This is a genomic window from Lysobacter sp. CA196 (assembly GCF_052078695.1).
Taxonomy (GTDB): domain Bacteria; phylum Pseudomonadota; class Gammaproteobacteria; order Xanthomonadales; family Xanthomonadaceae; genus Lysobacter.
Map to the genome: position 1 here is coordinate 121138 of NZ_JBQJIN010000001.1, position 23745 is coordinate 144882.

Genomic DNA, 23745 nt, shown 5'->3' on the forward strand with positions numbered 1-23745 from the left:
CCACAGGACCCGGCCGTTCCGACTCTCGCCCGCCAGGACGAGAGCCGGCACGCCGATGCTTCAATCCACGTTGATCACCACCACACTCATCCACGGCACCGACACCACTACCCGGCCCTGCGAGAACGCTCGCGCCGTAGCGACCTTCACCGGCGGCAGGAACTGCGCGCCGCTGGTGAAGTTGGCCGGATCCATACCGCGGCCGTAGCGCCACGCCGTATAGGTGCCGCTGCTCTTGCCGGTCAGGGCGAGCACGGCCTGACGGTCGGTGCTCTCGGACTTGTTGATCAGCACGATTTTCTTGGCGTTGTCGGTGGCGAACACTTCCAGGTCCGGCACCGCCGTCGTCGCCGTAACCATGCTCTGGCCGTAACGCCGCGACCAGGCGCCGCCGCTCCAGGCCGACACGCCCCAGTACGCCGGCAAACGCACATGACGGCCGCCGGGCTGATCGTTGAGGTCGGTGCCGTCGCTGATCAATCCCAGCGGGCCGTTGTTGTCGGAGTACTGATACGCACTGCCGCCGGCGCGCAGCACGTGGCCGATCACCGAGGCGGTGTGGAGGACGTTGCGCGAGGTGTAGAACGAAGCGCGCCACTGCGAGTCGTAACGCGTGTGGTAGTTGAACTCGCCGACCTGGATGGCGATGCCGTCGGCGCGCTCGCCGAAGCTCAGGTCGATCTCGTTGCGCAACCAGGCGATCGCATCGCCGTACTGCGCGGTCGCACCGAGGTTGCCCAGCGGCTGGCCGTCGCCGTACTTGTGGAAATCGACGACGTCGGTATCGGCATGGCTGCTGGCGAAGAACTGGCGGAAATCGCCGTACTTGTAGTCGGCCCAGGTCACCAGCGACGGCCCGGCCAACGACAGCGGCTGGGCACTGGCCTGGCGCATCGCCACGGCGATGTTGTGGAAGCCGTCGCTGCCGTTGCCGCCGGCGATGTAGTTGCCGACGCCGAAACCATTGTCGGGCTCGTTGCCGATGATGTAGTCGGCCACCGGGCCGCCGCGCTGGCCGCCGTTGTCGTTGAAGTAACGCACCAGCGCCGCCGCATCGGTCGCGCGAATGTCGTTGTCGCCGGTGCTGCCGCCGACCACGATCATCGGGATGCCGCCGATGCCCTTGATCCCGCGGACATAGGCTTCGCCTTCGTTGCCGCCGTGGATGTTGCCGGCCGACGAGCCCACCTGGCCGTTGTGATGGAACAGCGGAACACGCCACACCAGCGGCCCCAGGTCGCGCAGGTATTGGGTCCACAGCGTGCGCTTGCTGCCCTTGATCAGGTTGGTGCCGCCGTCGGCATAGGTCGAAATCGTGCCGCCGAGCGAGTACTCGGACGTGGGTTGGCCATGCGCGGTGAAATCGACGAATACATTCGCGGTCGGGTCGGCGGCGCTGACGGAACACACGGAGCCGGCGGCGAACAGGCCGGCGACGATGGCGATCAACGCGCCACTGAGGCGGCGGCGTCGGGGCGATGGGGGATTCGCTGTGCGGAGCATCGATGATCCTTGGTCGTTACGAAACGGAGAGCGCCGCCACGGAAAGACCCGAAGCGGCTGCGGGTGCTGGACGGCGACCACGGCATCGCCGTGCCCGGCCCCACGGCCGAGGCACGACGAATCGCAGTGCATGGCGCAGCCGGCCGCGATAGCGTGCGGCCGGATACGCTCCAACCGTTGCACGCCATCGCCTGCCCTGCTCGAATCTGCCCTGCTCGAATCGCCGGCAACATCCCCTTGCGCGACGGTCGTTGCGATAGCGCATGCACGCCTGCCAGCAGCGACCAAGGCTAGTGGGCCGCCGCTTGGCACGGCGTGATGCGCCGAGCGCTTCGACGATCCGATACGTGTCCAGATGTACTTTCGTGATCGCGGCTTTGTTCTGTGCAGAACGAGCGCCGCCAAGCATGCGAAAGCGATCGCGCGCTACAACCTTTCGCTTCGATTCCGCATCACATACGGCAGTCTCCACACACGGACTCGCCGATGAATCTGTTCCGACTCTGCTTCGCCGCGGCAATCGCCAGCGCGACCGCCGTCGTGTTCGCCAGCACGAACGCGGCGGCTCCGATCAAGACCTCCAAAGCGCCGGATGCGCGCTGCCACGTCGGCGCCTACCGGCTCGACGACGGCCGCGTCGTCAGCGTGATGCCGTCCGATGATCCCGGCAAGCTGCGCTGGCGCCTGCTCGACGGGCGCACCGGCAAGCTGGTCCGCGAGAACGGCGCATGGACCAGCACCCGCGGCTGGACCGAGCAGCCGGACGGCATCAAGGTGGCATTCGGCGCCTGCAATCAGTCCCGCATCCGCTTCGACGGCCGGCGCGGCAGGAAGATCGGTTTCGACATCGCCGAGACCCGCTTCGACAGCCATGGACTGAGCTTGCGCGGCCGTCTGGTGCTTCCACGCGGTCACGACAAAGTGCCGGTCGTGGTGCTGGTGCACGGTTCCGGGAATCTCTCCGGCGTCGACGCTTACTTCCAGCAGAACCTGTTTCCGTCCCAGGGCGTCGGCGTGTTCGTCTACGACAAGCGCGGCACCGGCGGCTCCGAAGGTAAATTCTCCAAGGATTTCGACCTGCTGTCCGACGATGCCGTGGCCGCGCTTGCCGAAGCCCGCCGTCTCGGCGGTACCCGCATCTCGCGTATCGGCTTCCACGGCAGCAGCCAGGGCGGCTGGGTCGCGCCGCTGGCGGCGAGCAAGACGCCGCAGGCGCAGTTCGTCATGGTCGTGTTCGGCCTCGCCGACAGCGTGCTGTCGGAGGATCGCGATCAGGTCGCCGCCGATTTGCGTGCCGCCGGTTTCGGCGACGCCGAAACGCTGGCCAAGGCACGCCAAGTCAGCGACGCCACCGGTCTGCTCGCGACGAGCAAGGGCCAGCACGGCTGGGAGGAGTTGGAGGCATTGCGCGCGCAGTACCAACACGAACCCTGGTGGAAAGCGCTCAAGGGCGAATACACCGGCGACGTCGTGCAGCGCCGCCGCGGCGACGACCTGATGCAGATCGCCATGCTCGACAGCGACGTCAGCTGGACTTACGACCCCATGCCGGTGCTGCGCAAGCTGGCGCAACCGCAGATGTGGATCCTGGGCGGCGACGACGCCGAGGCGCCTTCGCAGGAAACCCAACGGCGCTTGAGTGCGCTTGCCGCCGAAGGCCGTGCGATCGAGGGCGCCGTGTTCCCGCAGGCCGACCACGGCATCCTCGAATTCGAAACCGATGCCACCGGCGAGCGCCTGCACACGCGCATGGCCGAGGGTTATGTCGCCCTGCAATTGGACTGGATCAAGCACGGCAGGCTCGACGACACTTCCTATGGCCGCGCCGTGCGCCTGCCGGTTTCGCGCTGAGAAAACCTTTCCGGCCGACACAGCCGACACTGGCCAGCGCCTGCATCGTCACGAGCGCGACGACTGCGAGCGATGCAACGACGCCCACCAACGGATCTTGGCCGCACCGGCGAAGGCCTGCGTCCGAGGAAGCCATTACCGCGACTGGCCGCCCGCGCCCGTCGCGGCGGCGTCCGTGCGCCGCAGGACCTGCCCGCCGGCATCCTCGCTCACGGTCCAGCCTGGGTTGAGTGTGAGCGTCCAACCCTCGCCTAGCCACAGGCCATCGCTGTCGCGCAGCCGGCCCGGGCCCGGCAGGCGCGCCTGGCTCCAGGCCTCGTCGATCAGGGCGCCGGCGTTCGCTTCAAGAATGCCCCACTGGTCGCTGACCCTCAGGGTCGGGTAGACCGTGCCGTGCGGCGGCAACGGAAACAGCGCGCGCGGATCGAAGGAGATGTTCATCGCCACGAACGGCACGCGCAGACCGGGCCGATCGACCAGCTTGGCGGTCCATTCGGCCGTCCGGCGCTTGCGCGCGAGATCGCGGCCGATCTCATCCGCGCGCACCGCGTCGATGCCGTAACGCGCACCGGCCAGTGTCGCGGCCCTGGCGAGATCCTTGGCGGGGACGATGCCGGCCTTCGCCGCCAACAGGTCGCCGAGATCCGAATCCAGGTTCAAGCCGCGGCGCCAGCCGCCGTAGCGATCCAGCAGCAATCCGTAGGCTGGCCCGGACCGGTAGGCGAAGCTGCGCACGAAGGAGTCGTCGCCGTCGTGTTCGGCCAGTTGCGCGGCCGCATACGCCGCGGCATCCGTGCGGCCTGCGAGTCGTTGACCGGTGTATTCGGCCAGCCCCTCGTTGAGTTCGAGCTGGTTTTCCAGTTCGCCTGCCGTAACGGTCGCGGTACGGCGCTGGGCACGGAACAACAGCGCATCGCTGATCGCGCGTTTCCTGGCGCTGTCGTCGCTCGCGCTCAAGGCCACCGCCAATGCGCGCCACTCCATGCGCAAGGCGATGCGCCCTTCCGGTTCGGCCAAGTGCGCCGGCGTCGGCGAGCGCGCGGGCAAGTTCAGTCGATCCTGCGCGGCATGCCAGGACTCGTGCATCAGCAACTGGCGCCGCTCGAAGGCATCCTCGGGCAAAGGCCACAGCACCATCACCCATCGCTTGCCATTCCAATCGATCGCGGTATTGGCCGCGTTGCGCTCTTTCGGCAAGCGGCCGACGAACACCTCGCCCTTTGCAGCGAAACCTTCCACGGCCTGGCTCGCCACCGTCGCGCGAGTGGTCGCATCGACGAGCAGCAAGGGCGCACACAGCGGCTCGCCCCACAACTGGCCGGCATCGCCGCGACAAGCCGCATCGCGCTCGGCGATGTAACGCGCCGCCACTTCGGGATCCGGCGCTTCGGCAGCGGCCGTCGCGCTGAGGAATGCAAGCGCGAGCGACAGGCATAAGCGAGGCACGAACAAGGTCAAGGCGGGATCTCCGATGAGCGGTCTGCGAAGGCTAGCCGAGCGTCGCAGCTTCGTTATCTCTCGTGGCTTCACTTTCGAAAAAAGACACAGTCCGCTTGCCGATCCCGATCCTCTTGGCCGCTGCCCCGCGCAAACGGCGTTTATCTGGCAAACAGGGGCCAGGAAGGATCTATACATGAACGGATTTTTCGCGACGCTGCTGCTGGTCGCCGCGCTTCCCTTGGCTGCCGAAGCCGGCACCTGCAGTCGCTTCGACGCCAAGAACAGCACCGCCTACGATCCGGCCGCCAAGAAGATCACGCTGCCGTGGCGCACCGACTATCCGGCCGCGATTCCCAGCCATCCGGCTTACAGCTGGGAGTCGATCAGCTTCAAGACCAGTTGGAGGCGCTACACCGACGCGGTGCTCAAAGACATCCGCGATTCGGGCATCAGTATCAACAGCGCCGGCAAGATCCGCATGCCGGCGGGCTCGCCGTGGTGGATCGCGCCGTGGATGGACTACGGCTCGAACGGGCGCGAACGCGTCAACGGCCTGACCAAGGAACGCAGCCCCGATCCGCTGGATCTTTCGCCGACCTCGCCCGGCGGTTTCGACGTGTGGGCAGTCGGTTGGTACAACAGCGAAGGCGCGGTCGGACTGGGCAAGGTGTTCGCCGATCCCTGCGATCCACAACTGCCCGCTCGAAATGCACCCGGGCTGAAATTTCCCGACAAGACCGTCTCGTTCAAGATGCTGTTCTCCAACGCCACCGGCCTGAATTATCTCGACGGCGCGCCGACGGTGCTCGCCAAGATCGACAAAAACGGCAACGCCAGACGCCTGAAGTTGTTGCAGGTCGACATCGCCATTCGCGACCCCGACGCGGACGAAACCGATTGGGTCATGGGCACCTTCATCTGGAAAGGCCCGGCTCGCGGCGACGGTTTCCTCGACAACCTGGTGCCGGTCGGCCTGATGTGGGGCAACGACCCGAACGTGCACGATGCCAACTGGGGCGCCTGGGCGCCGATCAAGCAGAGCCGGATCAACAACGACCTGGCCGGCGTGCTCTGGCAGGGCGCACCCGGCAGTTGGCTACACCGCCCCTTCCCGGGTTTCCAGGGGCGCTTGAACGGACCGGCCGACAATATGCGTTCCTCCTGCCTGTCCTGCCACGCCCTCGCCCAGTGGCCGCGCCACCCCACTTTGAGCATCGTGCCGACTTACCCGGTCGGCCCCAACGGCCCGCAACCGCCGCTGACCGATGCCGACATCCAGAAGATCGTCAGCGACTACTTCCGCAACACCCGCGGCGGCGACTTGGTCGATCCGACGTTCGCGGCGCGGCCGCTGGATTACTCGCTGCAGCTCGAAGCCGGGTTGACCCGCATGTGCCAGGCCTGCAAGGAAGGCAAGCTGACCGGCCCCACGCCGAAGCTGTGCGCCGAGGCGCCCACGCGCTATCGCGTCACCGCCCCGGCGTGCGACCTGCCCTTGCTGCGGCGGATATTCATGAACCGCATCGAAGACGACCCGCCGCGGCAATAATCGATGCATTCGAGCGCGGCGATCGCCATCGAGATCGCCGCGCTGCAGGACCGCATCAGGCCAGCGCGAGATGCTCGGGTGCGAGTGCAGTCAGAAACTCCGTCGCATCGAAGGCTTCGCCGGCGGCGACCGTACCGATGCGCGTGCGGCGGCCATCGACGACCCGCTCCATCGCCTCGACGATCAAAGGCGCGCTGACCGCATAGATGTCGCGGCCTTGCGCGCTGGCATGACGTTGTACCTCGCCCTTGCGCACCATCACCTCCACCAGGAACCGCTGCGCTGAGCGCCCACTGCTGTCGGCCGCAACCGGCGCCGGCGTGGTGGGGTCGCGCACGTCCTTGAGCGAGACGAGGTTCAAGTAGGAATGCACCTCGCTCGAACGCAGATGCTTCGAGATCAGGACGATCTCGCTGAGCGGCACGCCGACGACGTCCTGCGTCCCGAACGGCGCCTGAAACCTCCATTCGCGCGTCGGCGCCGGATCGGCCACGAAATCCAGGGCGCCGTTGGACACCACTACGCGTCGCGCCTTGTTGCGTTCACCGGTCACGCGGGTGCCCTTGGTGGGATGCCAACTGTCCAGGCCGACCGCGATCAGGATCTCGTCGGCCGCCTCCCAGTCGCCCATCGCCTGGGTCGCCAGCAGATCCGCCAGCCCGCCATAGAACGCCATCGCCGGCACGATGACGATGCCGGCCGCCTTGGCCGCCTCGTCGTAACGCTCGAACAAGGCCAGTGCGGGCTGCTGCTCGGCCACCGTGTCCAGGTAATGCACCCGGGCGCGCAACGCCGCCTCGACCACCGGCACCGCGGTATCGCTGAAGGGCCCGGCGCAGTTGATCACCGCAACCGTGCCTGCCAGCGCACGATCCAGCGACGCGGGGTCGTCGACCGAGGCCACGACTCGCTCCAATCCCGGGAAGACGTCATCGAGCGCGGCCAGGCGATCGGCATCGCGGCCGCAAGCCACCGGCACCCAGCCACGCTCGCGCAGGCGCGCGATCACGAACCGGCCGGTATGGCCGTAGGCGCCGAACACGGCGACGCGACGGCCCTGGGTCGCCTGGGAATTCGAGGCTGCTACTGCATTGATCGACATCGTGCGTTTCCGTGATGCCCGCAGATCGGGCAGGCATAGGAAACCGCGAACCGGCCTGGCTGCGCTATCGAAATCTTTAGTTGCCTCGATCAGCCGGCCGGCTTCGCCTTGCTGTTCGCTTGCGACGGTCGATAGAACGCTGCGATCTGCGGGATGAAGCCTTCCGGATTGGCGCCGACCAGGTTGGTCAGCACCACGATGGCCAATCGCCGGTCCGGATAGACCACGAACGCGGCGCGCGCACCACCGATGCCGGCCACCTGGCGGTCGGGAGACTTCGCCAGCACCGGCCAGCCGACGGCCCAGGCGCCGTCGGCGCCGCTGTTCAATGTTTCCGGCGTCCACATGCGCTGGACCTGGGCGCGATCGATCAGGCGCCCGTTCGACAGCGCGATGATCCAGCCCGCCACTTCATCGGCGGTGGTCTGGATACCGCCACCGGCCCACAGGCCCTGCGGCATGTCGTAGAACCAATGCGACAGGCGCGGCTCGTCGTTCTCCGCGTCGGTCTTGCGCGGGAAATAGCTGTACATGGTGGCGGCATTGGCGACCAGGTCGTAACTGTCGCCGAAGGTCGACGAATGCATGCCCGCTGCAGCGAACTGGCGCTCGGTCATGTAGCGCTCGTACGGCATCTTCGCCTGCTTGGCGATGATGCGCGCCAACAGGCCGTAATTGGTCTGGTTGTAGAGGAAGCGTTCGCCGGTGGGAGCAGCCATGGGCAGCGCTCGCAACGCCTTCCATGCCTCCGCTTCGGAGGAACCACCGATCAGACCGTTCTGGTCGACGATGTCGGGCAGCCCCGAGGTATGGGCGAGGAGCTGACGCACGCGGATGTTGCGCCACGCCGCGGGCAGGTCGTCGAGATACCGCGACACCGGTGCGGCGAGATCGACCTGCCCCGCTTGCTCCAGCTGCATCATCGCTACACCGGTGAACGACTTGGTGGCCGAGTTGATCGGAAACAGCGTGGTGCGGGTCGCGGGCACGTGGTTTTCCACGTTGGCCAGACCGTAGCTTTCGGACAAGATCACCCGGCCGTCCTCGACCACCGCGATCTGCAGGCCCGGTATGCGCTTGTCCTTCATGGTCTGCTGAATCCAGTGCCGGGTACGCTCGTTCGCTTGCTCCGTAGCGCTCGCGGCGCCGGCAAGGCCAGGAAGCGACAGCAGGGCAACGGCGAGGATCGTGGTGTAGCGCTTCTTTGCAGACAGCATGGAGGTTCCTGAGGCGGAGTCGCCGATGAGGTGATGGCTAACGGTGTGTCCTGCGGTGTCGCATCCAGCGGGCCTGGGATGCATCGCGCGGTCGCAGAGTTTAAACCCGCATCGAAAACCGGCATGGCGGCGCGCGGCCGGCAGGAACCCGCCGAACCCACCTGGATCTGTGCGCAAACCGCACAGCTGCTGTTCGGACAGACGCCTGGGCATTCGGCAGCAGATCTTCATCATGGCGCCTCCACCACAACGAGGTTCCCCGGATGCGAATTTCTTCTCTGATCGGATTGGCGGCGCTCGGTATGGCCGGGCTCGGCAGCATCGATGCGCAGGCGTCGAAGCCAGTACCCCACCCGACCATCCGCGCCATGGCCGGGGCCGCACCGGTGTCGGAACTGCAGGCCGGCAAGACCGCCCTGCTCGTCATCGATTTCCAGAACGAATACTTCCCCGGCGGACGCATGCCGATCGCCGACGCCGATTCGGCACTGCGGCAAACCCGCCGCTTGTTGGATCTCGCCGACCGTAATCGCATCCGTGTCATCCACGTCCAGCACGTGCTGCCGGCGGGTGCGCCCTTGTTCGCCGACGGCGGCAACACCGTGAAGTTCCACGAGGCGATGCAACCGCGCAAAGGCGAACTGGTCGTGAAGAAGGATACGGTCAGCGTGTTCGCGGGCGCCTCCACCGCCACGATCGAACAGGCCTTGAAAGACGCCGACATCGACACCCTGGTCATCACCGGCCTACAGACCCACGCCTGCGTCGCCGGCGCTGCCCGCGATGCCGCCGCGCGTGGCTACAAGGTCATCGTCTCTTCCGACGCCACCGCCACCCGCGACCTCGACCTGCGCAACGGCAGCACGATCGGCAACGCTCAGTTGCACGCATCGGCCCTGGCCGAGATCGAGGACACCTTCGGCGACGTGCTGAGCACCGATCAGATTCTCTCGTTGCCGGTCCGCTGATACCCTGGCCGGAACACGGCATCCGCGCCACGCGGCTGCCGTCCGTGCGGAGTCGAGTGATGGATCAGTTGTCAGCCATGCGCGCCTACCGGAGCATCGTCGAGTCCGGGAGCTTCACCAAGGCGGCCGAACGCCTCGGCACCACCCATACCTCGGTCTCGCGCCTGCTGGGCCAGTTGGAAACCCACCTCGGCGTGCGCCTGTTGAACCGCAACAGCCGCCACCTGACCGCTACCGAAGCCGGCGCCCAGTACTATCGCGACTGCATCGACATCCTCGACCGGCTGGAAGCGGCGCAACACCGGTTGAGTACCGACCCCGAGCTGCCGTCCGGCGTGCTGCGGCTCAGCCTGCCCCACGCCATCGGCGCGCTCGAGCTGGCGCAGTGGCTGCCCGGCTTCATGCAGCGCCATCCGCAGATCGATCTCGACCTGTCCTGTGACGACCGCATGGTCGACCTGGTCAAGGGCGGCTTCGACATGGCCATCCGCATCTCCGGGCCACTCGCGGACAGCAGCCTGGTCGCACGCGAACTCGCGGTGTCCGAGCGGGTGCTGGTAGCGGCACCGCAGTACATCGCCCAGCACGGCCTGCCGCGCACCGTCGACGATATCCAGAACCTCCAGTTGCTGGCCTATGCCGCCGATGGTCCCGCTCTGCAATTGGCCTCAAACAGCGGCAAGGAAGCCGAGCTCAAGTTCGGCAGCCGGCTGCGCCTGGACTCGATCCTCGCCCTGCATGCGGCCGTCGTGGCCGGCCAAGGCATCGCCGCCTTTACCTTCCTCACCGTGCACGACGACCTGGCCGCCGGCCGCCTGCTGCGGGTATTGCCGCAATACCACGCCGGCCAACGGCACTACTTCGCGCTCTACCCTCACGCGCGCCAGCTGACGCCCAAGGTCCGTGCGTTCACCGAGTACATGCGGGCGCACTACGCGATGATCCGGCAAGGGCTTGCCGGAAAGTCAGCGTGATCTCGTTTAACCCGGCAGGGTCGCATTCGAACAATCGACGCAGGCAGACTGCCTGCTGTGCCGGCTTTCTTAACATCGCTGGCGTAAGCTTCGCAGTGCGTCCTCTACCCGTATCGGAGACCGTTATGGACAGGCAGCACGACCCGATCACCCGAGCAGAATTCGAATCGCGCATCACCGCGCTTGAAGGCCAATGCGAGGTGTACCTGCGGTACATCAAGGCATTCTTGACCGTCCTTCCGCCAGAGCAGTACGAGCTCGACGTCATTGCAACCACGGTGAGAGAGATCAATGTGTCCGCGGAAGAACATCCAGAACCGCTTCGAGCTGCCATACAGGCCACGAATCAGCGGGTGAACGCGCTAGAGCTGCCCCGGCGCCGATCCGGAAGTGCCGGCGGCATAGCTCGTTAGTTTCGTCACTGGACCCTACCTCGCCTTCGGAAAACGCCGCCGGGCTCACCCGAACCCGACGCGCGATGCAAGGCGCAAGCGCCCTCATTCTTCGCCGAAAACCTTGGCCGGCAAGCGCATGCCCGGCGTCCAACCGCTCTGCGCCAGCAACGCCTTCGGGTCGTCGAATTCGATGATGTTCTTGAGCGCGGCCTTACGATCCTTCGATCCCAGGTAATACGCCTTGGCGATCCGGTAGCCCACCCAGTAACCCAGGTCGTAGGGTTCGTCCGGACTGCGATAATTGGCGAACCAGGCGGACAAGTCGGTGCCGTCCATGACGCGTGCGAAGGCGGATTCGATCTCGGTTTCCTTGCCGCGGGTCCACTCGGCGTGTCGGCCGTTGCCGACATTGCCCGAGATCAATTCGGCGACGAACTCGGCCCCGCCCTCGATCAGCGCGAAGCGCAGGGCCGTGCCATTCGGGTCGCCCGGCTCGAACTCGGTCGGCCCCGTCTGCTGGATGTGGGCATACTCATGGGCGATGACGTGGACGAAGCGGTCTTCGGCATCCGGGTTCATGAAATCGGCCGAGCACAAGGCTTCCAGACCGATGGTGAGGCCGCCGTTATCTGCGATACCCACTGGCCGTCCGCGACCCACCACGACCGCCACCGGCGGGAATCGCGCCTCGGGATACCAGGTTGCGAGCTTGCCTAGCGCCGTAGCGACCCGCCGCTTCACCTCCGGCAGCTCGACCAGACAATCCTTCGCCTTCGCATACACCGCCGGGTCCTTGGCCAACCGGTCGGCGATGCTCTGCGCCGTCACCCGCCTGAGCCTGGCGAACTCACTCAAGCTCCGCGTGCCCTTGGCGAGATAGTCCTTCTCGATCTGCTCCACCGTCGGATGGCCGCCGGTGGCGTCGTACAACGCATAGAAGCGCGTGACGTCCTCGGTCAGGATTTCGGGTTCTTGCCTGGGCGCCGCCTGCACGAAGGCGGACGCGGCGAGCAAGCAGAGGAAAATAGCGGAGCGCGGTAACTTGGGCACGATCTCGATCCTGGAAGGCCTGCGCAGCCGGACATCGGTCGACTTCGGATCGCTTGCTTCCGAAGGCCGGTCTGCTATGGGGTGGGACGAACCGATGCGCCCGAAGCTTCCGGGCGCGTCGACGCGTACATCACCTCACACCCAGGCGCCGTTCAAAAGTGACGACAGTCACCCCCCCTCTCGCCAGGCGATTGCCACCCCTCGAAGGCTTTCATCTCAAGCAGCGCCCCGTCCGGGTAACTCTCCGCGCGCCTCCCAGAGCCTTCCCTGGCGCGGCTCTTGATGAATACACCGCACCATTTAGGACCGTTGTACGATGGCCGTGTCCCGCTGCCCAATCAAGGAACGACGCACCGTATGGACCAGACATCTCCCCCTGTCCCGCAACGCCTGCAGGACATGCTCAAGGATTATCCCGAGCTGATCGAAGCGCTCGCCGGCACGCTCAACGACGCCGCCACCAATCCTCGCGGCAATCCGCCGTATGAAATGGCGATTTGGGCGCTGGAAGACATGCTCAGCCGCTTTATCAGCGATGCCCGCGACGAGCTCGAGGCGGCCGAGGCCGGCGGCGATGCACAGGCCATCGAACGCGCCGACGACAAGTTGAACCTGATGTTCCGCGCCCGCTCGCCCAACATCGGCCTGCGCGACCTCAATGGATTGTGGGCGCACTTCAACGGTGCCAAGGAGAATCAAGGATGAGCGTTCCGGCCGACCATCTGGATAAGGAGACCCACGCCCGGATTCTCCAGAACAGGATTCTCCCGAACAGCGGCATCAACGAAGCCACCACGCAGGCCCATCCCAAGGCCATCATCCTCGCCGGCCAGCCGGGCGCGGGCAAAGGCGGTCTAGTCAACACCGCCGTAAACGAACTGGGTGGCGACGTCGTCGCCGTCGACCCCGATGCGCTGCGCGACTTCCACCCCAAGGTCAAAGAATTCCGCGCCAACGCGCCCTATACCTGGGCCGACTACACCCATCAGGACGCCAGCCAATGGGCTAAAGAACTGCGCGCCGCGGTAGTCGACCAGCACAAGAACATCATCATCGACACCACGCTCGGCAGCGGCGACAGTGCGGTCAATCTGGTCAACGACCTCAAGGCCAAGGGCTACGACGTCGAGATCCGGGCCATCGCCACCCACAGCCTGGAAAGCGAGCTGGGCGTGGATTCGCGGTTCGCCGCTTCCTTGGACAAGAACGGCTATGGCCGTTATGTGCCCGCCGAGATACGCCGCGAGGTCTATCAAAACCTGCCCGACAACCTGGACCGCGTGCATACCGAAACGGCTACGCCGATCCGGATATTCAACCGCGAAGGCACCGAACTCTACGACAGCCGGGTCAATACCCAGGCACCGGGGGAGGCGCTGCACCAGGCGCGCGAAGCGCGCATGCGCAATCCGGAAATCACTCGCACACAAAGCGAAAAATGGGCGCAACAGCAGCAGTGGCACGACGAACTGCCGCAGCGGCTCAAGGACAATCCGAATATCGATGCGAAGACCGCGGAAAACCTGCTCGCGGAACGCAAGGCGCTGAACATCGCCGATGACGTCGCCGTGGGCGCCAGGCAGGTGGCCGGGATCGATCATGCGGCGCGCGTGCGCCCGACCATGATCAAGGGCCTCAGCGCCGCCGGCGCATTAGCCACCGCCTACGACGCCGCGACCACGGGCTACAAAGTTTCGCAATTGAACGAAAAGGGCAACAGCGTCGGGATGGAATCGGAAGTGGTCCGGTTCGCGGCGACCAACGTCGGCGCCTGGGGCGGCGCGTCGCTCGGGGCTTTCGCCGGCGGCGTCGCCGGCGTCGAAACCGGTCCGGGCTTGTTGGTGACCGCGGCGATCGGCGGCGTGGTTGGCGCGGTCGCCGGCAACGAGCTGTCGCAGTGGCTGGAAAACCGCAAGATCAATCGGCAGGAAGACGGTAACGGCCATACCTGGCATCTCGATCCCAAGCATCCGGAACAGGGCTGGCGACGCAACGAAGACGTGGTCCGCATCGACCCGGTCACCGGTGCCCGCACCCAGACCCAGGACAACTTCGTCGCCTCGCCGGAACTGGCCAACCAGTTGAACTACCAAGCCAGCAATGTGGCGATCCAGCTCCGCCTGGCTACGCCACCGGCGCCCAGCGATCCCTATTCGATTCCGGCCGGCCCCAAGGACACCGTCAGCGAAGGCGCAGCCGATTGGAAGCGTTCCGCCGACGGCCATTGGAACCGCGAAGTCGTCGACGGTTATATCGAACACGGCATCAAGCTGACCCACAACGAAGGCGCGAACCCGCAGCGTTCCGCCGAACTCGACCAACAATCGCGGCAGATCATCGCCGGCAACGCCGCGCGCACGCCCGCGGCCATGGCCGCACGTTACGAAACTGCCTATGCCCAATTCGGCTGGTCCGCCTATGGCGAAGTGCCGGAGCCGGTGCGGCACGCCAAGGCCGAGGTCGACACCCTGCAAGCCTCCGATGGCGACGTCTATCGGCGCGGCGACGACGGCCAATGGGTCAGCAGCGGCTGGCTCTACGACAGCAAGGCCGACGGCAACACGCGCCAGGAACTCGACGCCACACACCAGCAATTGAGAACATTGCTCGCGCAGCAACCCGAAGTGCAAGCCCGCGCGCCTGCGACCGCGCACGAATCGCTGTATCAAACCGTCGCGACCGTGTATCAGAACGCCGGAGTCGCAGCCTCGCCGGAGCATCTGCAGGCGGCCACCTCGGCGATCGAGTGCAAGCACACCGAACAAGGACTTCCAGCCGGCGGTTTCGCCATCCAGTTGCTGGCCGCTCCAGGCGAACGCGCGGTCAGCCTCAACAGCAACCTGGTCACGCTGCAGGACGACGGCAAAGGCGTTTACGTTCCCAAGGCAACGACGACGGCCGCGGATATCGAACAAGCGAAGCAAACGGCTGCGCAGCAGCAATCGTCCCCTGCCCAATCGCTCCCCGCCGACCACCCGGATCGCAAGCTGTACGACAGCATCCGCGAACGCTTGCCCGACAGCGTCCCCGACGAGAAAGCGCTCGAAGCGACCGTGCAGGCCAAAACCGCCGGCCATATTCGCGAACCGAGCGATATCGATCGCGTCGACGTCGCCAACGGCCAGATCTTCGTGTCCGGGAAGGTTCCCGGCTCGCTCGCCGCGGTAGGCCTGTCCACCCCCGCGCCGACCGTGCAGGAATCGATGCAACGCTCCGATGCCTTCGACCGGCAGCAGGCGCAGACGCAGGCGCAAGGTCAGCAGCAAGAGCAGACGCAGGCGCCTCAGGGGCCGTCGCGCTAAGGGACGTACATCCGGGCTTATCCCGCTTCGATCAGAAGCGGGACTAGTGACTGGCGTCCTGGTGAGTTCGGAGCGCAGAAGTGTCGGCTTGAATACCGCTTACCAGCTCGAATCAGCGCAACTAACAAAAAAGGGGGGAGGTTCATTTCTCAGGAAATGAACCTCCTCCCTTTTTCACAGTACCAAAAAGTTGCCGACATAAATCTGACCCTTTGACTTGGTCGCTGTTGCCCTCGAAGGCGCCCAGCACTGTGCCGCTCACACCGATGTGAGACTCACTCAAATCAGATCCGCAGCCCGGCGGCAGCGGTTGTAGCCATTCTTTGCCGGAATCCTCCCGCCCCTGCGTTAGCTATCGATAGGCTCGGCTCCCAACCCGATCTCGATACCTGGGACTGATGTCAGAAAAGACCGACCGCAAGTCCATCCTGACGCCCGTTCGGCAAGGAAGAGCATGTGCGGCCACACCTCGTTTCGTAATTACTCCGACGAAGGATAGATGCCATGTACACGAGACGCGAATTCCTCGGCAGCGCAATGGCAATGGGCCTTATCGCCATGACCTCCAATCGCACCTGCGGGGCGCAGGATCTGTCGTTCGAATCGCTGCTTCAAGCCGCGGCGCAGGACACCGATGCATTGGATGCCTCCAGAGAAGTGCGCGAGGGTCTCCTGAGCCAGAGGAGCAGTCGCGCGATCACACCTGATCTGCCAGTGTCGACCCGGGCCATCTCCGAAGATGCGATGAAACTGATCGTGCTCTTCGAGGTCACCAGTCAGGCCCGATATGAACGGCAGTTCCAGCGTCCGATCTGGCCGCACGGTGCATCCGGTGTGACCATCGGAATCGGCTATGACGCTGGTTACGTCAACGAATCATGGCTGCGCAGCGACTGGAAAGACTATCTTTCGCAGGAGGAACTCTCTCTACTGGCTCCCGCCTGCGGCTTGACCGGCGAAGACGCCCGCGACGCCCTGCCGCGCTTCCAGACGTTGGCCGTTCCTTGGGATAAGGCAAACCCGCAGTTCCGCAAACAAGTGCTTCCGCGCTACATCGCGCAGACGCTCAAGTCTTTGCCGAAGGCCGCGACACTTTCGGACGACTCCCTCGGAGCACTGGTATCACTGGTCTACAACCGCGGCGCGAGCTTCCGTAAGCAAGGCGGCCGCTATAAGGAAATGCGCAAGATTCGCGAGCTGATCGAGAGGGGCGAGTCTGAAGCGGTTCCGGAGCAGATCCGTGAAATGAAGAACATTTGGGCCGGAGACCCGAAGCTCAGGGGGTTGCTGACCCGTCGCGATCTGGAAGCCAAACTGTTCGAGCGCGGCTTGAGCGCCTGAACGTTCTGCCGAATTGAACTGGAACAGAACGCATGGGAGTCCGATCATGTCGATGACCCGGTCGTTGTACGTACTGCTGACATTACTCTTCTTCATTGTCGCGTCGCCAGCTTCAGCCCAAAGCGAGCCCCCGCATCGTGTCGCGCTGCTGATCGGCAACTGGGATTACAACATGAATCGGAAATTTGACAACGAACGTTCGGACCCGTTCGTTTCCGACTTAAGTAATCCATGCCGGGACATCGAACGGTTACGGCCACTGCTTGAGCACAATCGTTTCAAGATTCATGAGTACTGCAACAACGACCGCGCAGCGTTTGAACGCAATATCGACGAATTCTCCAATTCCACCAAGGAACTACCTAAAGGCTCAATCGTATTTGTCTACTACGCCGGCCACGGAATTCAGTACCTTGGGCAAGCCTTTGCTTTGCCGGTTCTGATCCAGTTCGACCGAAATACCATCGAATAGAAGCACACCAAAGAGCGCCTTAAATTCTTCAAGGACAATGCCAATAGCATCGCCCGCCTGTTGGAGCGCCTAAACGATGACGACAACATCGCCTTGGTCGTTGCACTGGATAACTGCCGAAATTCACCTTTTGATGAGGAATCCGAGGAACGCATCGATAACGAAGTCGTCTATAGCAATGCCGTGTCGATCCGAACACGTCCCAACACCCTGATTCAGTACGCGACGACCGCTGGCGACCGTGCGGGAGACAGCTCCATCGAAAACTCCGGGAACAGCCCATATGCGGAGGTGCTCAGCCAGGAAATAGCCAAGGGCGGCGATATCGGCGACATCATGTCGCGCGTGGACGTGGAGGTTTACCGGCGTTATAACAGCGGCAAGCTCGACGCTTATACCGAAACCAACACCGGACCGGCCTTTAGCGCCTTGAAACACACTCCAGAGCGGGCGTTTGATCCGTTCACTGGAGCCAAGCCTGTGATGCCGGCAATGACTGCAGTAGCCATGGCATCACCCCAGGCAACGAAACCCGCTCCTGCCGCGAGCACCACTATCGTGCCGACGGCCCGGCCAGCGACACCGCCTTCAACCAGTTCTCCTGCGGCTTCACGGCACAAGATATTAGTTCGCAATATTTATGATGGCACCAGCCTGGACATCATTTGGTGCGAGGGGCCCGGAGAAGAGGAACGGTTTCGATACGCTAGCTGGATCGCGACGGACATTGCCCGGCGCGCACGCGAATTCGAGATCGGAAGAATCCAGATCAAACCGCTCAGCCAGCTGAAGAACGAGCACGGACGCTACAACGTCTATCGCAATTTGATGCGCTACGACATCGAGTATCCCGACGAAAGAAAGGTGCTCCGGCGCATCGCCGCAGCTTATCCACAGAGTCATTTCCTACTTCAGCGCGGCATCGGCGTCGGCGGCCGCCCCCTCCAGAACTACGTATCTGCCTTCATCTGCGAGCGCTTCGCTGACAACAACCTTGCTGCCGACGAGCCCAAGCAGTGATCGCTCCAACCGATTCGGGCACGGAAATCACGCGAGGCTGAGCCGGATCGATCGTGAGGAAGATGGAATGGCGGAGAGAGTGGGATTCGAACCCACGGAAGGTTTAACCCTTCGGCGGTTTTCAAGACCGCTGCCTTAAACCACTCGGCCATCTCTCCGTTGAGGTCTTGCGGCGACGGTCTTTCGATCCGTCGCGGGCGATTCCTTGCGAACCGCCCTGCGCGCCCGGTCTTGCACCGGGCGCGGGGCATTCTCTCATGCTGCCGGCGGTTACGTCGCCGGCCCTGATCCTGCCGAGCTCACCCCGCCGGGGCGGAAATCTTCACCGACCTGTCGTGCTTCTTGTCGTGGCGGGCGATGCCGTCGGGGCACGGAATGCCCTTGATGTCGCTGCACTGCAGGCGCGCGGACTCGACCAGGGACGGGGCCTTCTCGGCCAGGAAGTCGATGAACACCCGCACCGCCGGCAGCAGGCCGCGGCGGGAGGCGAACACAGCGTGGAAGATGCCCTGCGGCAGGCGCCAGTTCGGCAGCACCACTTCCAGGTCGCCGCGGCGCACGGCTTCGGCGCAGACGGTCTCGGGCAGCAGGGTGATGCCGACGCCCTGCTCGGCCAGCGCCATCAGCATGGGGAAGTCGAAGCCCATCACCCGCGGCTTGAGCTCCACCCGGCGCACTTCGCCGTCGGGGCCGTGCAGCTCCCAGCGCTGACGGGCATCGTCTTCGCTGATGCTCAGGGTGACGTGGTCGGACAGTTCGTCGGGGTTGCTCGGGCGGCCCATGCGGGTCAGGTACTTCGGGCTGGCGACCAGCAGTTCCTGGATCTGGCCGAAGCTGCGCATGACCAGGCTGCCGTCGTCGTCGAGCTTGGAACGCACGCGCAAGGCCACGTCGACGCCTTCGTTGATGATGTCGACGCGGCGGTTGCTGACGTTCAACTGCACCCGCACCTGCGGGTATTTGGCGAGGAATTCGGGCAGCAGCTTGGGGATCTGCTGTTGCGCCAGGCCGACCGGCACGCTGACCCGGATCACCCCGCGCGGTTCGGCGCTGAGGCGGTCGACGACTTCGCGGGCGGCCTGGGCCTCGGCGAGCATCGATTGCGCATGGCGGTAGACGCTGTTGCCGACTTCGGTGACGGCGAAGCGGCGGGTGGAACGCTGCAGCAGGCGCACGCCCAGGTCGGTCTCGAGCTGGCTGATGCGGCGGCTGAGGCGCGACTTCGGAATGCCCAGCGCGCGCTCGGCGGCGGCGAAGCCGGCGTGGTCGACGACCATCGCGAAGTAGTAGAGGTCGTTTAAATCGTGCATGACGATAGTTCCAATATTAGAACAATAAGTGATATTGAAGCATCTTTATCCCACCGAAGCAACGATACAGACTTTGCTCCAACGCGGCGACGCCCGCTTTACCGGCTCCGACCGAGCCACCGAGGTCCACCATGAAGCTGTTGCATATCGATTCGAGCGCCCTGGGCGCCCATTCCGTGACCCGTGAGCTTAGCGCGGCCGTGGCGGCGCGTTGGCAGGACGAGGTGCCGGGCCTGACGATCGACTACCGCGACCTGGATGCCGACCCGATCCCGCATCTTACCGGCCGTTCGCTGGCCAAGGCCGATCCGGCCGAAGCCGAGGAATCAGAACGCATCCTGCAACAATTCCTCGCGGCCGACGTGATTGTCCTTGGCGCTCCGATGTACAACTTCGGCATTCCTTCGACCCTGAAGGCCTGGGTCGACCGCGTCGCGGTCGCCGGCAAGACCTTCCGCTACACCGAGAAGGGACCGCAGGGTCTGGCGACCGGCAAGCGCGCGATCGTGGCCAGCGGCCGCGGCGGTTTCCACACCGATGCGCCGAGCGATTTCCAAGAGGCCTACCTGCGTCACGTACTCGCATTCATCGGCGTGACGAATGTCGAGTTCGTGCGTGCGGAAGGTGTGGCTTACTCGCCTCAGCATCGTGCCGACGCGCTCGCTGCGGCGCACGCATCGATTCCGTTGCCGTTGCGTCGGGCCGCGTAAGTCTTCGCGATCGAGTCTGCCCCGCCCAACCGTGTAGCTCCAAGTCCGACGCTTCCTCCCCCCGCGTCGGAATTAGCCGGGTCCTGACAGGCCCGGCTTTTTTCTTGCCCGATCGAAACGCTGGAACTCGGCAAAGATCAGGGCGAGACGGGAATCGCAGCAACACCGCCGCGAGCCCGCGCGACGAGCCACCGGCTCAGGCAATGACTGACGCCAAGGGCGACCAGCCCGCCGACCGGCAAGGCGATGAACATCATCAGCCAGGGCAGGCCCTGGAAGTCGCCGGTGAGGTAGGACGGGACGTACATGGTCAGCCAGAGCGCGCCGAACCCGGCCGCGCTGCCGACGATCACGCCCGCCGCCGCGCGCGCGGCCACACCCCGGCCCGACAACGGCACCGGGCGTTTGCGGTTGCGGCCGATCAACATCGCGTATTGCAGGGCGAAGAAGCCGATCAAGGCCGGCCCGAGCATCGTCGCGACGCTCAGGTAGTAGTCGAGTGCTTCGGCGTCGTGGGGCACGCGCTTGCCTTCCATGCCGCGCAGGCGGCGATCAGCTCAGTACTTCGACGCCGCCCATGTAGCGGCGCAGCGCCTCGGGCACGGTGATCGAGCCGTCGGCGTTCTGGTAGTTCTCCATGACCGCGATCATGGCGCGGCCGACGGCGACACCGGAGCCGTTGAGGGTATGGGCGAGTTCGGGCTTGCCCGTGGCCGGGTTGCGCCAGCGCGCCTGCATGCGGCGGGCCTGGAAGGCTTCGCAGTTCGAGCAGGAGGAAATCTCGCGGTAAGTGTTCTGGCTCGGCAGCCAGACTTCCAGGTCGTAGGTCTTGGTCGCGGCGAAGCCCATGTCGCCGGTGCACAGCAGCATGCGCTTGTACGGCAGGCCGAGGGTTTCGAGCACGACTTCGGCGCAGCGGGTCATGCGCTCGTGTTCGTCGTAGCTTTCGTCCGGACGCGCGATGGTGACCAGCTCGACCTTCTCGAACTGGTGCTGGCGGATCATGCCACGGGTGTCGCGGCCGTGGCTGCCGGCTTCGGCGCGGAAACACATCGAGTGCGCGGTCATGCGCAGCGGCAGCGCGGCGTCTTCGACGATCTCGTCGCGGACGATGTTGGTCAGCGGCACTTCCGAGGTCGGGATCAGGTAACGCTTGCTGGCCGCCTCACCCTCGCCGACCACGGTCGCGAACAGGTCGTCCTCGAACTTCGGCAACTGGCCGGTGCCGCGCATCGAGTCGGCGTTGACCAGCAGGGGCACGCTGGTTTCCTGATAGCCGTGCTGCTCGGTGTGCAGGTCGAGCATGAACTGGGCCAGGGCGCGATGCAGCCGCGCCAGGCCGCCGCGCAGCACGGTGAAGCGCGCGCCCGACAGCTTGGCGGCGGTGTCGCCGTCGAGCCAGCCGTTGCGGGCGCCGAGTTCGACGTGGTCCTTGACCTCGAAGTCGAACGTACGCGGGGTGCCCCAGCGGTGGGTCTCGACGTTGTCGGTCTCGTCCTTGCCGGCCGGCACCGAGTCATGCGGCAAGTTCGGGATGCCGAGCGCGATCGCTTCGATCTCGGCCTTGATCGATTCCAGGCGCGCTTCGCTGGCCTTGAGCTCGTCGCCGAACGCGGCGACCTCGGCCATCAGCGGGGCGACGTCCTCGCCCTTGGCCTTGGCCTGGCCGATCGCCTTGGAGCGCGTGTTGCGCAGGTTCTGCAATTCCTGGGTGCGCACCTGGATCTGCTTGCGCTCGCTTTCCAGCGATTCCAGCACGGCCGGGTCGAGGGCGTAGCCGCGCGTTTCGCGCAGGCGTGCGGCAAGTTCGGCGGGCTGTTGGCGCAGCAGGGTCGGATCGAGCATGGCGTAGCCGGTCGCAGTGGCAAGAAGAACCGCAGATTATCGCGTCACTCGGGGCTTTTCGCGAACCTTGCACTTGTCGGGAACGGCCGATCGAGAGGCGAGCCGGGGTCGGATCGCGGGCCATGGACGACGCTTTCGGGCGTTTCGTTGCAGAATGCGGCCCAACGCACATTCGGACCGCCCATGTCGACCACGCCCCCCGCTCCGTCGCGCCGCTCCTTCGATTTCGCCGCCTGGCGCCCGTCGGGCAAGGCCTGGCTGTTGGTGCTGGGCGCTTTCGCCATCGGCCTGGGGCTGTTCGCGTGGGTGTGGTCGAGCAACCGCAACAAGAGCGACGACTTCTACCGCGCCGACGGCGCGCTGCCGGCCGGCACCACGCCGCAATACGCGCCCCTGCCGGCGCCGGCCGGGGCCGGCGGCGACGGCGTCGCTCCGGCCGCGCAGCAGTCGCCGCAGGCCGCGGCACCGGGCCAGGACGAGGAACGCGCCGAGCTGGTCGAGAACCCGAACCCGCCGGCACCGCCGCAAACCATGCCGAGCGCGCCTGCGGCCGCGCCGGCCGCTTCCACGGCCGCACAGACGCCCGCCGCACCGCTGCCCGGCAATCGCCCGCCGCAGTACCCGGCGCAGGCCCTGCGCCGCGGCGAAGGCGGCACGGTGCGGATCCGGGTGTCGGTCGACGAGCAAGGTTCGTCGGGCGATGTGCAGATCGTCGAAGGCAGCGGTTCGCGCCTGCTCGATCGCGCGGCGGTTTCGGCCGTACGCCAGTGGCGCTTCCGCCCGGCGATGCGCAACGGCCGCCCGGTCGCCGACGCGGTGATCGTGCCGATCACCTTCAACGCCAACCAGTGATCCGCGTCTTGTAATCCGCGGCTTGCCTGTCGCTCGCCTGAATCTTCTTTACCTTTCGTTCACCGCTGGCTAACGAGCACCCTCGGAAGCTCGGCGCGCGCTCCCGCCCCCGAGGACCGCAAAACGGAGGCAAAAATGAGCGTTGCATCACATCCACTCGGCCCGAACGGCCACGATCTCGACGCCGCGCCGTCTCCCGAGAGCACTGCAGTCGAAGTCGCACCGAGTTCTACCGGCCTGTGGCTGTTGCTGCTCCTGCTCGGCGCCACCTTCATCGGCTGGTATTACTACGGCAAACGCCCGCCGGCCCCGCCGCCGGCCCCGGCGATGCCGCTGGTCATCGTTCCGCCGATCGATCGCAACCTGGTCGCTGGCGAAGCCGCGCCGGCCGTGGCCGCACGCAAGGCGGCCGTAGCCGCTGCCGTCGCCGAAGCCGCAGCGAAGCCGGCGCTGGAGGCCTCGGCGACGACCGAACCACCGCGTGCGACCGAAGCGCTGCCTTTGGCCACCGGCAATACCGAGCCGCGCTATCCCAGCGGCGCCCTGCGCCGCGGCGAAGGCGGCACCGTGGTCCTGCGGGTCAACGTCGGCGCCGACGGCAAGCCCGAGGAAGTCGAAGTCGCGCGCCACAGCGGTTCGCGCGAACTCGACCGCGCCGCGCTGGTCGCGGTGCGCGACTGGCGCTTCCGTCCGGCGACCCGCGACGGCCGCGAAGTGGCCTCGGTGGTCGAGCAGCCGGTGGAGTTCAAGCCCCGCTAACGGCGATTCCTGCCGAGAGCCGAGATAAACCGACGATGATGGCGAAGGTCGGCGACGACGAAACTCACGAAGAACCTTGCGGCCG

Annotated in this window: 19 protein-coding genes, 1 tRNA gene and 1 pseudogene; 12 read left to right on the top strand and 9 right to left on the bottom strand. The window is 65.4% G+C overall.

Going from position 1 to position 23745, the window contains the following annotated elements; all coding sequences use genetic code 11:
* Positions 1-60: 60 nt before the first annotated feature.
* Positions 61-1503 (bottom strand): hypothetical protein, encoded by a 1443-nt coding sequence (locus ACTOWK_RS00605; protein WP_441328291.1) that lies wholly within the window; start codon positions 1501-1503, stop codon positions 61-63.
* Between the two features lie 486 nt (positions 1504-1989).
* Here ACTOWK_RS00605 and ACTOWK_RS00610 point away from each other — a divergent pair, with 486 nt between their 5' ends.
* Positions 1990-3354, top strand: a complete 1365-nt coding sequence (locus ACTOWK_RS00610; protein WP_441328292.1) for an alpha/beta hydrolase family protein — start codon at positions 1990-1992, stop codon at positions 3352-3354.
* A gap of 135 nt (positions 3355-3489) precedes the next feature.
* Here ACTOWK_RS00610 and ACTOWK_RS00615 read toward each other — a convergent pair whose 3' ends face one another.
* Entirely contained in the window at positions 3490-5082 is a 1593-nt protein-coding gene (locus ACTOWK_RS00615) for a hypothetical protein (protein ID WP_441328293.1), read from the bottom strand.
* Between ACTOWK_RS00615 and ACTOWK_RS00620 the strand changes: the two genes are divergently transcribed.
* Positions 4988-6343: a hypothetical protein gene (locus ACTOWK_RS00620; protein WP_441328294.1), complete on the top strand. Its 1356-nt coding sequence runs from the start codon at positions 4988-4990 to the stop codon at positions 6341-6343. The two genes, ACTOWK_RS00615 and ACTOWK_RS00620, sit on opposite strands and share 95 nt — an antisense overlap.
* A 55-nt stretch (positions 6344-6398) precedes the next feature.
* Here the strand turns inward: ACTOWK_RS00620 and ACTOWK_RS00625 are convergent, their stop codons facing one another.
* Together ACTOWK_RS00625 and ACTOWK_RS00630 are read right to left on the bottom strand one after the other, a co-directional pair.
* A complete protein-coding gene (locus tag ACTOWK_RS00625) occupies positions 6399-7445 on the bottom strand; it encodes a saccharopine dehydrogenase family protein (protein ID WP_441328295.1) in 1047 nt (348 codons plus the stop codon).
* Between the two features lie 89 nt (positions 7446-7534).
* Positions 7535-8662: a serine hydrolase domain-containing protein gene (locus ACTOWK_RS00630; protein ID WP_441328644.1), complete on the bottom strand. Its 1128-nt coding sequence runs from the start codon at positions 8660-8662 to the stop codon at positions 7535-7537.
* A 263-nt stretch (positions 8663-8925) separates the two neighbouring features.
* Between ACTOWK_RS00630 and ACTOWK_RS00635 the strand changes: the two genes are divergently transcribed.
* From ACTOWK_RS00635 to ACTOWK_RS00645, 3 genes are all read left to right on the top strand, one after another.
* Entirely contained in the window at positions 8926-9630 is a 705-nt protein-coding gene (locus ACTOWK_RS00635; RefSeq protein WP_441328296.1) for a cysteine hydrolase family protein, read from the top strand.
* Between the two features lie 59 nt (positions 9631-9689).
* Positions 9690-10604 carry a LysR family transcriptional regulator gene (locus tag ACTOWK_RS00640; RefSeq protein ID WP_441328297.1) on the top strand — a complete coding sequence of 305 codons (915 nt, stop codon included), beginning with the start codon at positions 9690-9692 and terminating at the stop codon, positions 10602-10604.
* A 125-nt stretch (positions 10605-10729) separates the two neighbouring features.
* A complete protein-coding gene (locus ACTOWK_RS00645; RefSeq protein ID WP_441328298.1) occupies positions 10730-11017 on the top strand; it encodes a hypothetical protein in 288 nt (95 codons plus the stop codon).
* 84 nt (positions 11018-11101) lie between these two features.
* On the opposite strand, the gene ACTOWK_RS00650 is transcribed toward ACTOWK_RS00645, so the two are convergent.
* On the bottom strand, positions 11102-12049 hold the full coding sequence (locus tag ACTOWK_RS00650; RefSeq protein WP_441328299.1) for a DUF2268 domain-containing putative Zn-dependent protease: 948 nt from the start codon (positions 12047-12049) through the stop codon (positions 11102-11104).
* A 279-nt stretch (positions 12050-12328) separates the two neighbouring features.
* Here ACTOWK_RS00650 and ACTOWK_RS00655 point away from each other — a divergent pair, with 279 nt between their 5' ends.
* The 4 genes and pseudogenes from ACTOWK_RS00655 (at position 12329) to ACTOWK_RS00670 (ending at position 18184) form a co-directional block, all read left to right on the top strand.
* The gene (locus ACTOWK_RS00655; RefSeq protein ID WP_441328300.1) at positions 12329-12754 is read left to right on the top strand and encodes a hypothetical protein; all 426 of its coding nucleotides are present in this window, start codon (positions 12329-12331) and stop codon (positions 12752-12754) included.
* Complete coding sequence (locus tag ACTOWK_RS00660; RefSeq protein WP_441328301.1) at positions 12751-15351, top strand: zeta toxin family protein; 2601 nt, start codon at positions 12751-12753, stop codon at positions 15349-15351. Before ACTOWK_RS00655 ends, ACTOWK_RS00660 begins: the two co-directional genes overlap by 4 nt.
* Positions 15352-15855: 504 nt before the next feature.
* Positions 15856-16692 carry a glycoside hydrolase family protein gene (locus ACTOWK_RS00665; protein ID WP_441328302.1) on the top strand — a complete coding sequence of 279 codons (837 nt, stop codon included), beginning with the start codon at positions 15856-15858 and terminating at the stop codon, positions 16690-16692.
* A 52-nt stretch (positions 16693-16744) separates the two neighbouring features.
* Positions 16745-18184, top strand: a pseudogene (locus tag ACTOWK_RS00670) (caspase family protein).
* A 68-nt stretch (positions 18185-18252) separates the two neighbouring features.
* On the opposite strand, the gene ACTOWK_RS00675 reads toward ACTOWK_RS00670, so the two are convergent.
* Both ACTOWK_RS00675 and ACTOWK_RS00680 read right to left on the bottom strand, forming a co-directional pair.
* Positions 18253-18342, bottom strand: a tRNA-Ser gene (locus ACTOWK_RS00675).
* 141 nt (positions 18343-18483) lie between these two features.
* Entirely contained in the window at positions 18484-19509 is a 1026-nt protein-coding gene (locus ACTOWK_RS00680; protein WP_441328645.1) for a LysR family transcriptional regulator, read from the bottom strand.
* 116 nt (positions 19510-19625) lie between these two features.
* Between ACTOWK_RS00680 and ACTOWK_RS00685 the strand changes: the two genes are divergently transcribed.
* Positions 19626-20204 carry an FMN-dependent NADH-azoreductase gene (locus tag ACTOWK_RS00685; protein WP_441328303.1) on the top strand — a complete coding sequence of 193 codons (579 nt, stop codon included), beginning with the start codon at positions 19626-19628 and terminating at the stop codon, positions 20202-20204.
* A gap of 137 nt (positions 20205-20341) precedes the next feature.
* Here ACTOWK_RS00685 and ACTOWK_RS00690 read toward each other — a convergent pair whose 3' ends face one another.
* Complete coding sequence (locus ACTOWK_RS00690; protein WP_441328304.1) at positions 20342-20740, bottom strand: hypothetical protein; 399 nt, start codon at positions 20738-20740, stop codon at positions 20342-20344.
* 16 nt (positions 20741-20756) lie between these two features.
* On the bottom strand, positions 20757-22049 hold the full coding sequence (gene serS / locus ACTOWK_RS00695) for a serine--tRNA ligase (RefSeq protein WP_441328305.1): 1293 nt from the start codon (positions 22047-22049) through the stop codon (positions 20757-20759).
* Positions 22050-22232: 183 nt separating this feature from the next.
* On the opposite strand from serS, the gene ACTOWK_RS00700 reads away from it, so the two are divergent.
* Both ACTOWK_RS00700 and ACTOWK_RS00705 read left to right on the top strand, forming a co-directional pair.
* Positions 22233-22901 carry an energy transducer TonB gene (locus ACTOWK_RS00700; RefSeq protein ID WP_441328306.1) on the top strand — a complete coding sequence of 223 codons (669 nt, stop codon included), beginning with the start codon at positions 22233-22235 and terminating at the stop codon, positions 22899-22901.
* A gap of 135 nt (positions 22902-23036) precedes the next feature.
* The gene (locus ACTOWK_RS00705; protein ID WP_441328307.1) at positions 23037-23660 is read left to right on the top strand and encodes an energy transducer TonB; all 624 of its coding nucleotides are present in this window, start codon (positions 23037-23039) and stop codon (positions 23658-23660) included.
* Positions 23661-23745: the final 85 nt, after the last annotated feature.

Bases quoted from the DNA above. Each gene is read 5' to 3' on its own strand.
- ACTOWK_RS00605 (WP_441328291.1), bottom strand. From the start codon at position 1,503: ATGCTCCGCACAGCGAATCCCCCATCGCCCCGACGCCGCCGCCTCAGT.
- ACTOWK_RS00610 (WP_441328292.1), top strand. From the start codon at position 1,990: ATGAATCTGTTCCGACTCTGCTTCGCCGCGGCAATCGCCAGCGCGACC.
- ACTOWK_RS00620 (WP_441328294.1), top strand. From the start codon at position 4,988: ATGAACGGATTTTTCGCGACGCTGCTGCTGGTCGCCGCGCTTCCCTTG.
- ACTOWK_RS00625 (WP_441328295.1), bottom strand. From the start codon at position 7,445: ATGTCGATCAATGCAGTAGCAGCCTCGAATTCCCAGGCGACCCAGGGC.
- ACTOWK_RS00630 (WP_441328644.1), bottom strand. From the start codon at position 8,662: ATGCTGTCTGCAAAGAAGCGCTACACCACGATCCTCGCCGTTGCCCTG.
- ACTOWK_RS00635 (WP_441328296.1), top strand. From the start codon at position 8,926: ATGCGAATTTCTTCTCTGATCGGATTGGCGGCGCTCGGTATGGCCGGG.
- ACTOWK_RS00640 (WP_441328297.1), top strand. From the start codon at position 9,690: ATGGATCAGTTGTCAGCCATGCGCGCCTACCGGAGCATCGTCGAGTCC.
- ACTOWK_RS00645 (WP_441328298.1), top strand. From the start codon at position 10,730: ATGGACAGGCAGCACGACCCGATCACCCGAGCAGAATTCGAATCGCGC.
- ACTOWK_RS00660 (WP_441328301.1), top strand. From the start codon at position 12,751: ATGAGCGTTCCGGCCGACCATCTGGATAAGGAGACCCACGCCCGGATT.
- ACTOWK_RS00665 (WP_441328302.1), top strand. From the start codon at position 15,856: ATGTACACGAGACGCGAATTCCTCGGCAGCGCAATGGCAATGGGCCTT.
- ACTOWK_RS00685 (WP_441328303.1), top strand. From the start codon at position 19,626: ATGAAGCTGTTGCATATCGATTCGAGCGCCCTGGGCGCCCATTCCGTG.
- ACTOWK_RS00690 (WP_441328304.1), bottom strand. From the start codon at position 20,740: ATGGAAGGCAAGCGCGTGCCCCACGACGCCGAAGCACTCGACTACTAC.
- serS (WP_441328305.1), bottom strand. From the start codon at position 22,049: ATGCTCGATCCGACCCTGCTGCGCCAACAGCCCGCCGAACTTGCCGCA.
- ACTOWK_RS00700 (WP_441328306.1), top strand. From the start codon at position 22,233: ATGTCGACCACGCCCCCCGCTCCGTCGCGCCGCTCCTTCGATTTCGCC.
- ACTOWK_RS00705 (WP_441328307.1), top strand. From the start codon at position 23,037: ATGAGCGTTGCATCACATCCACTCGGCCCGAACGGCCACGATCTCGAC.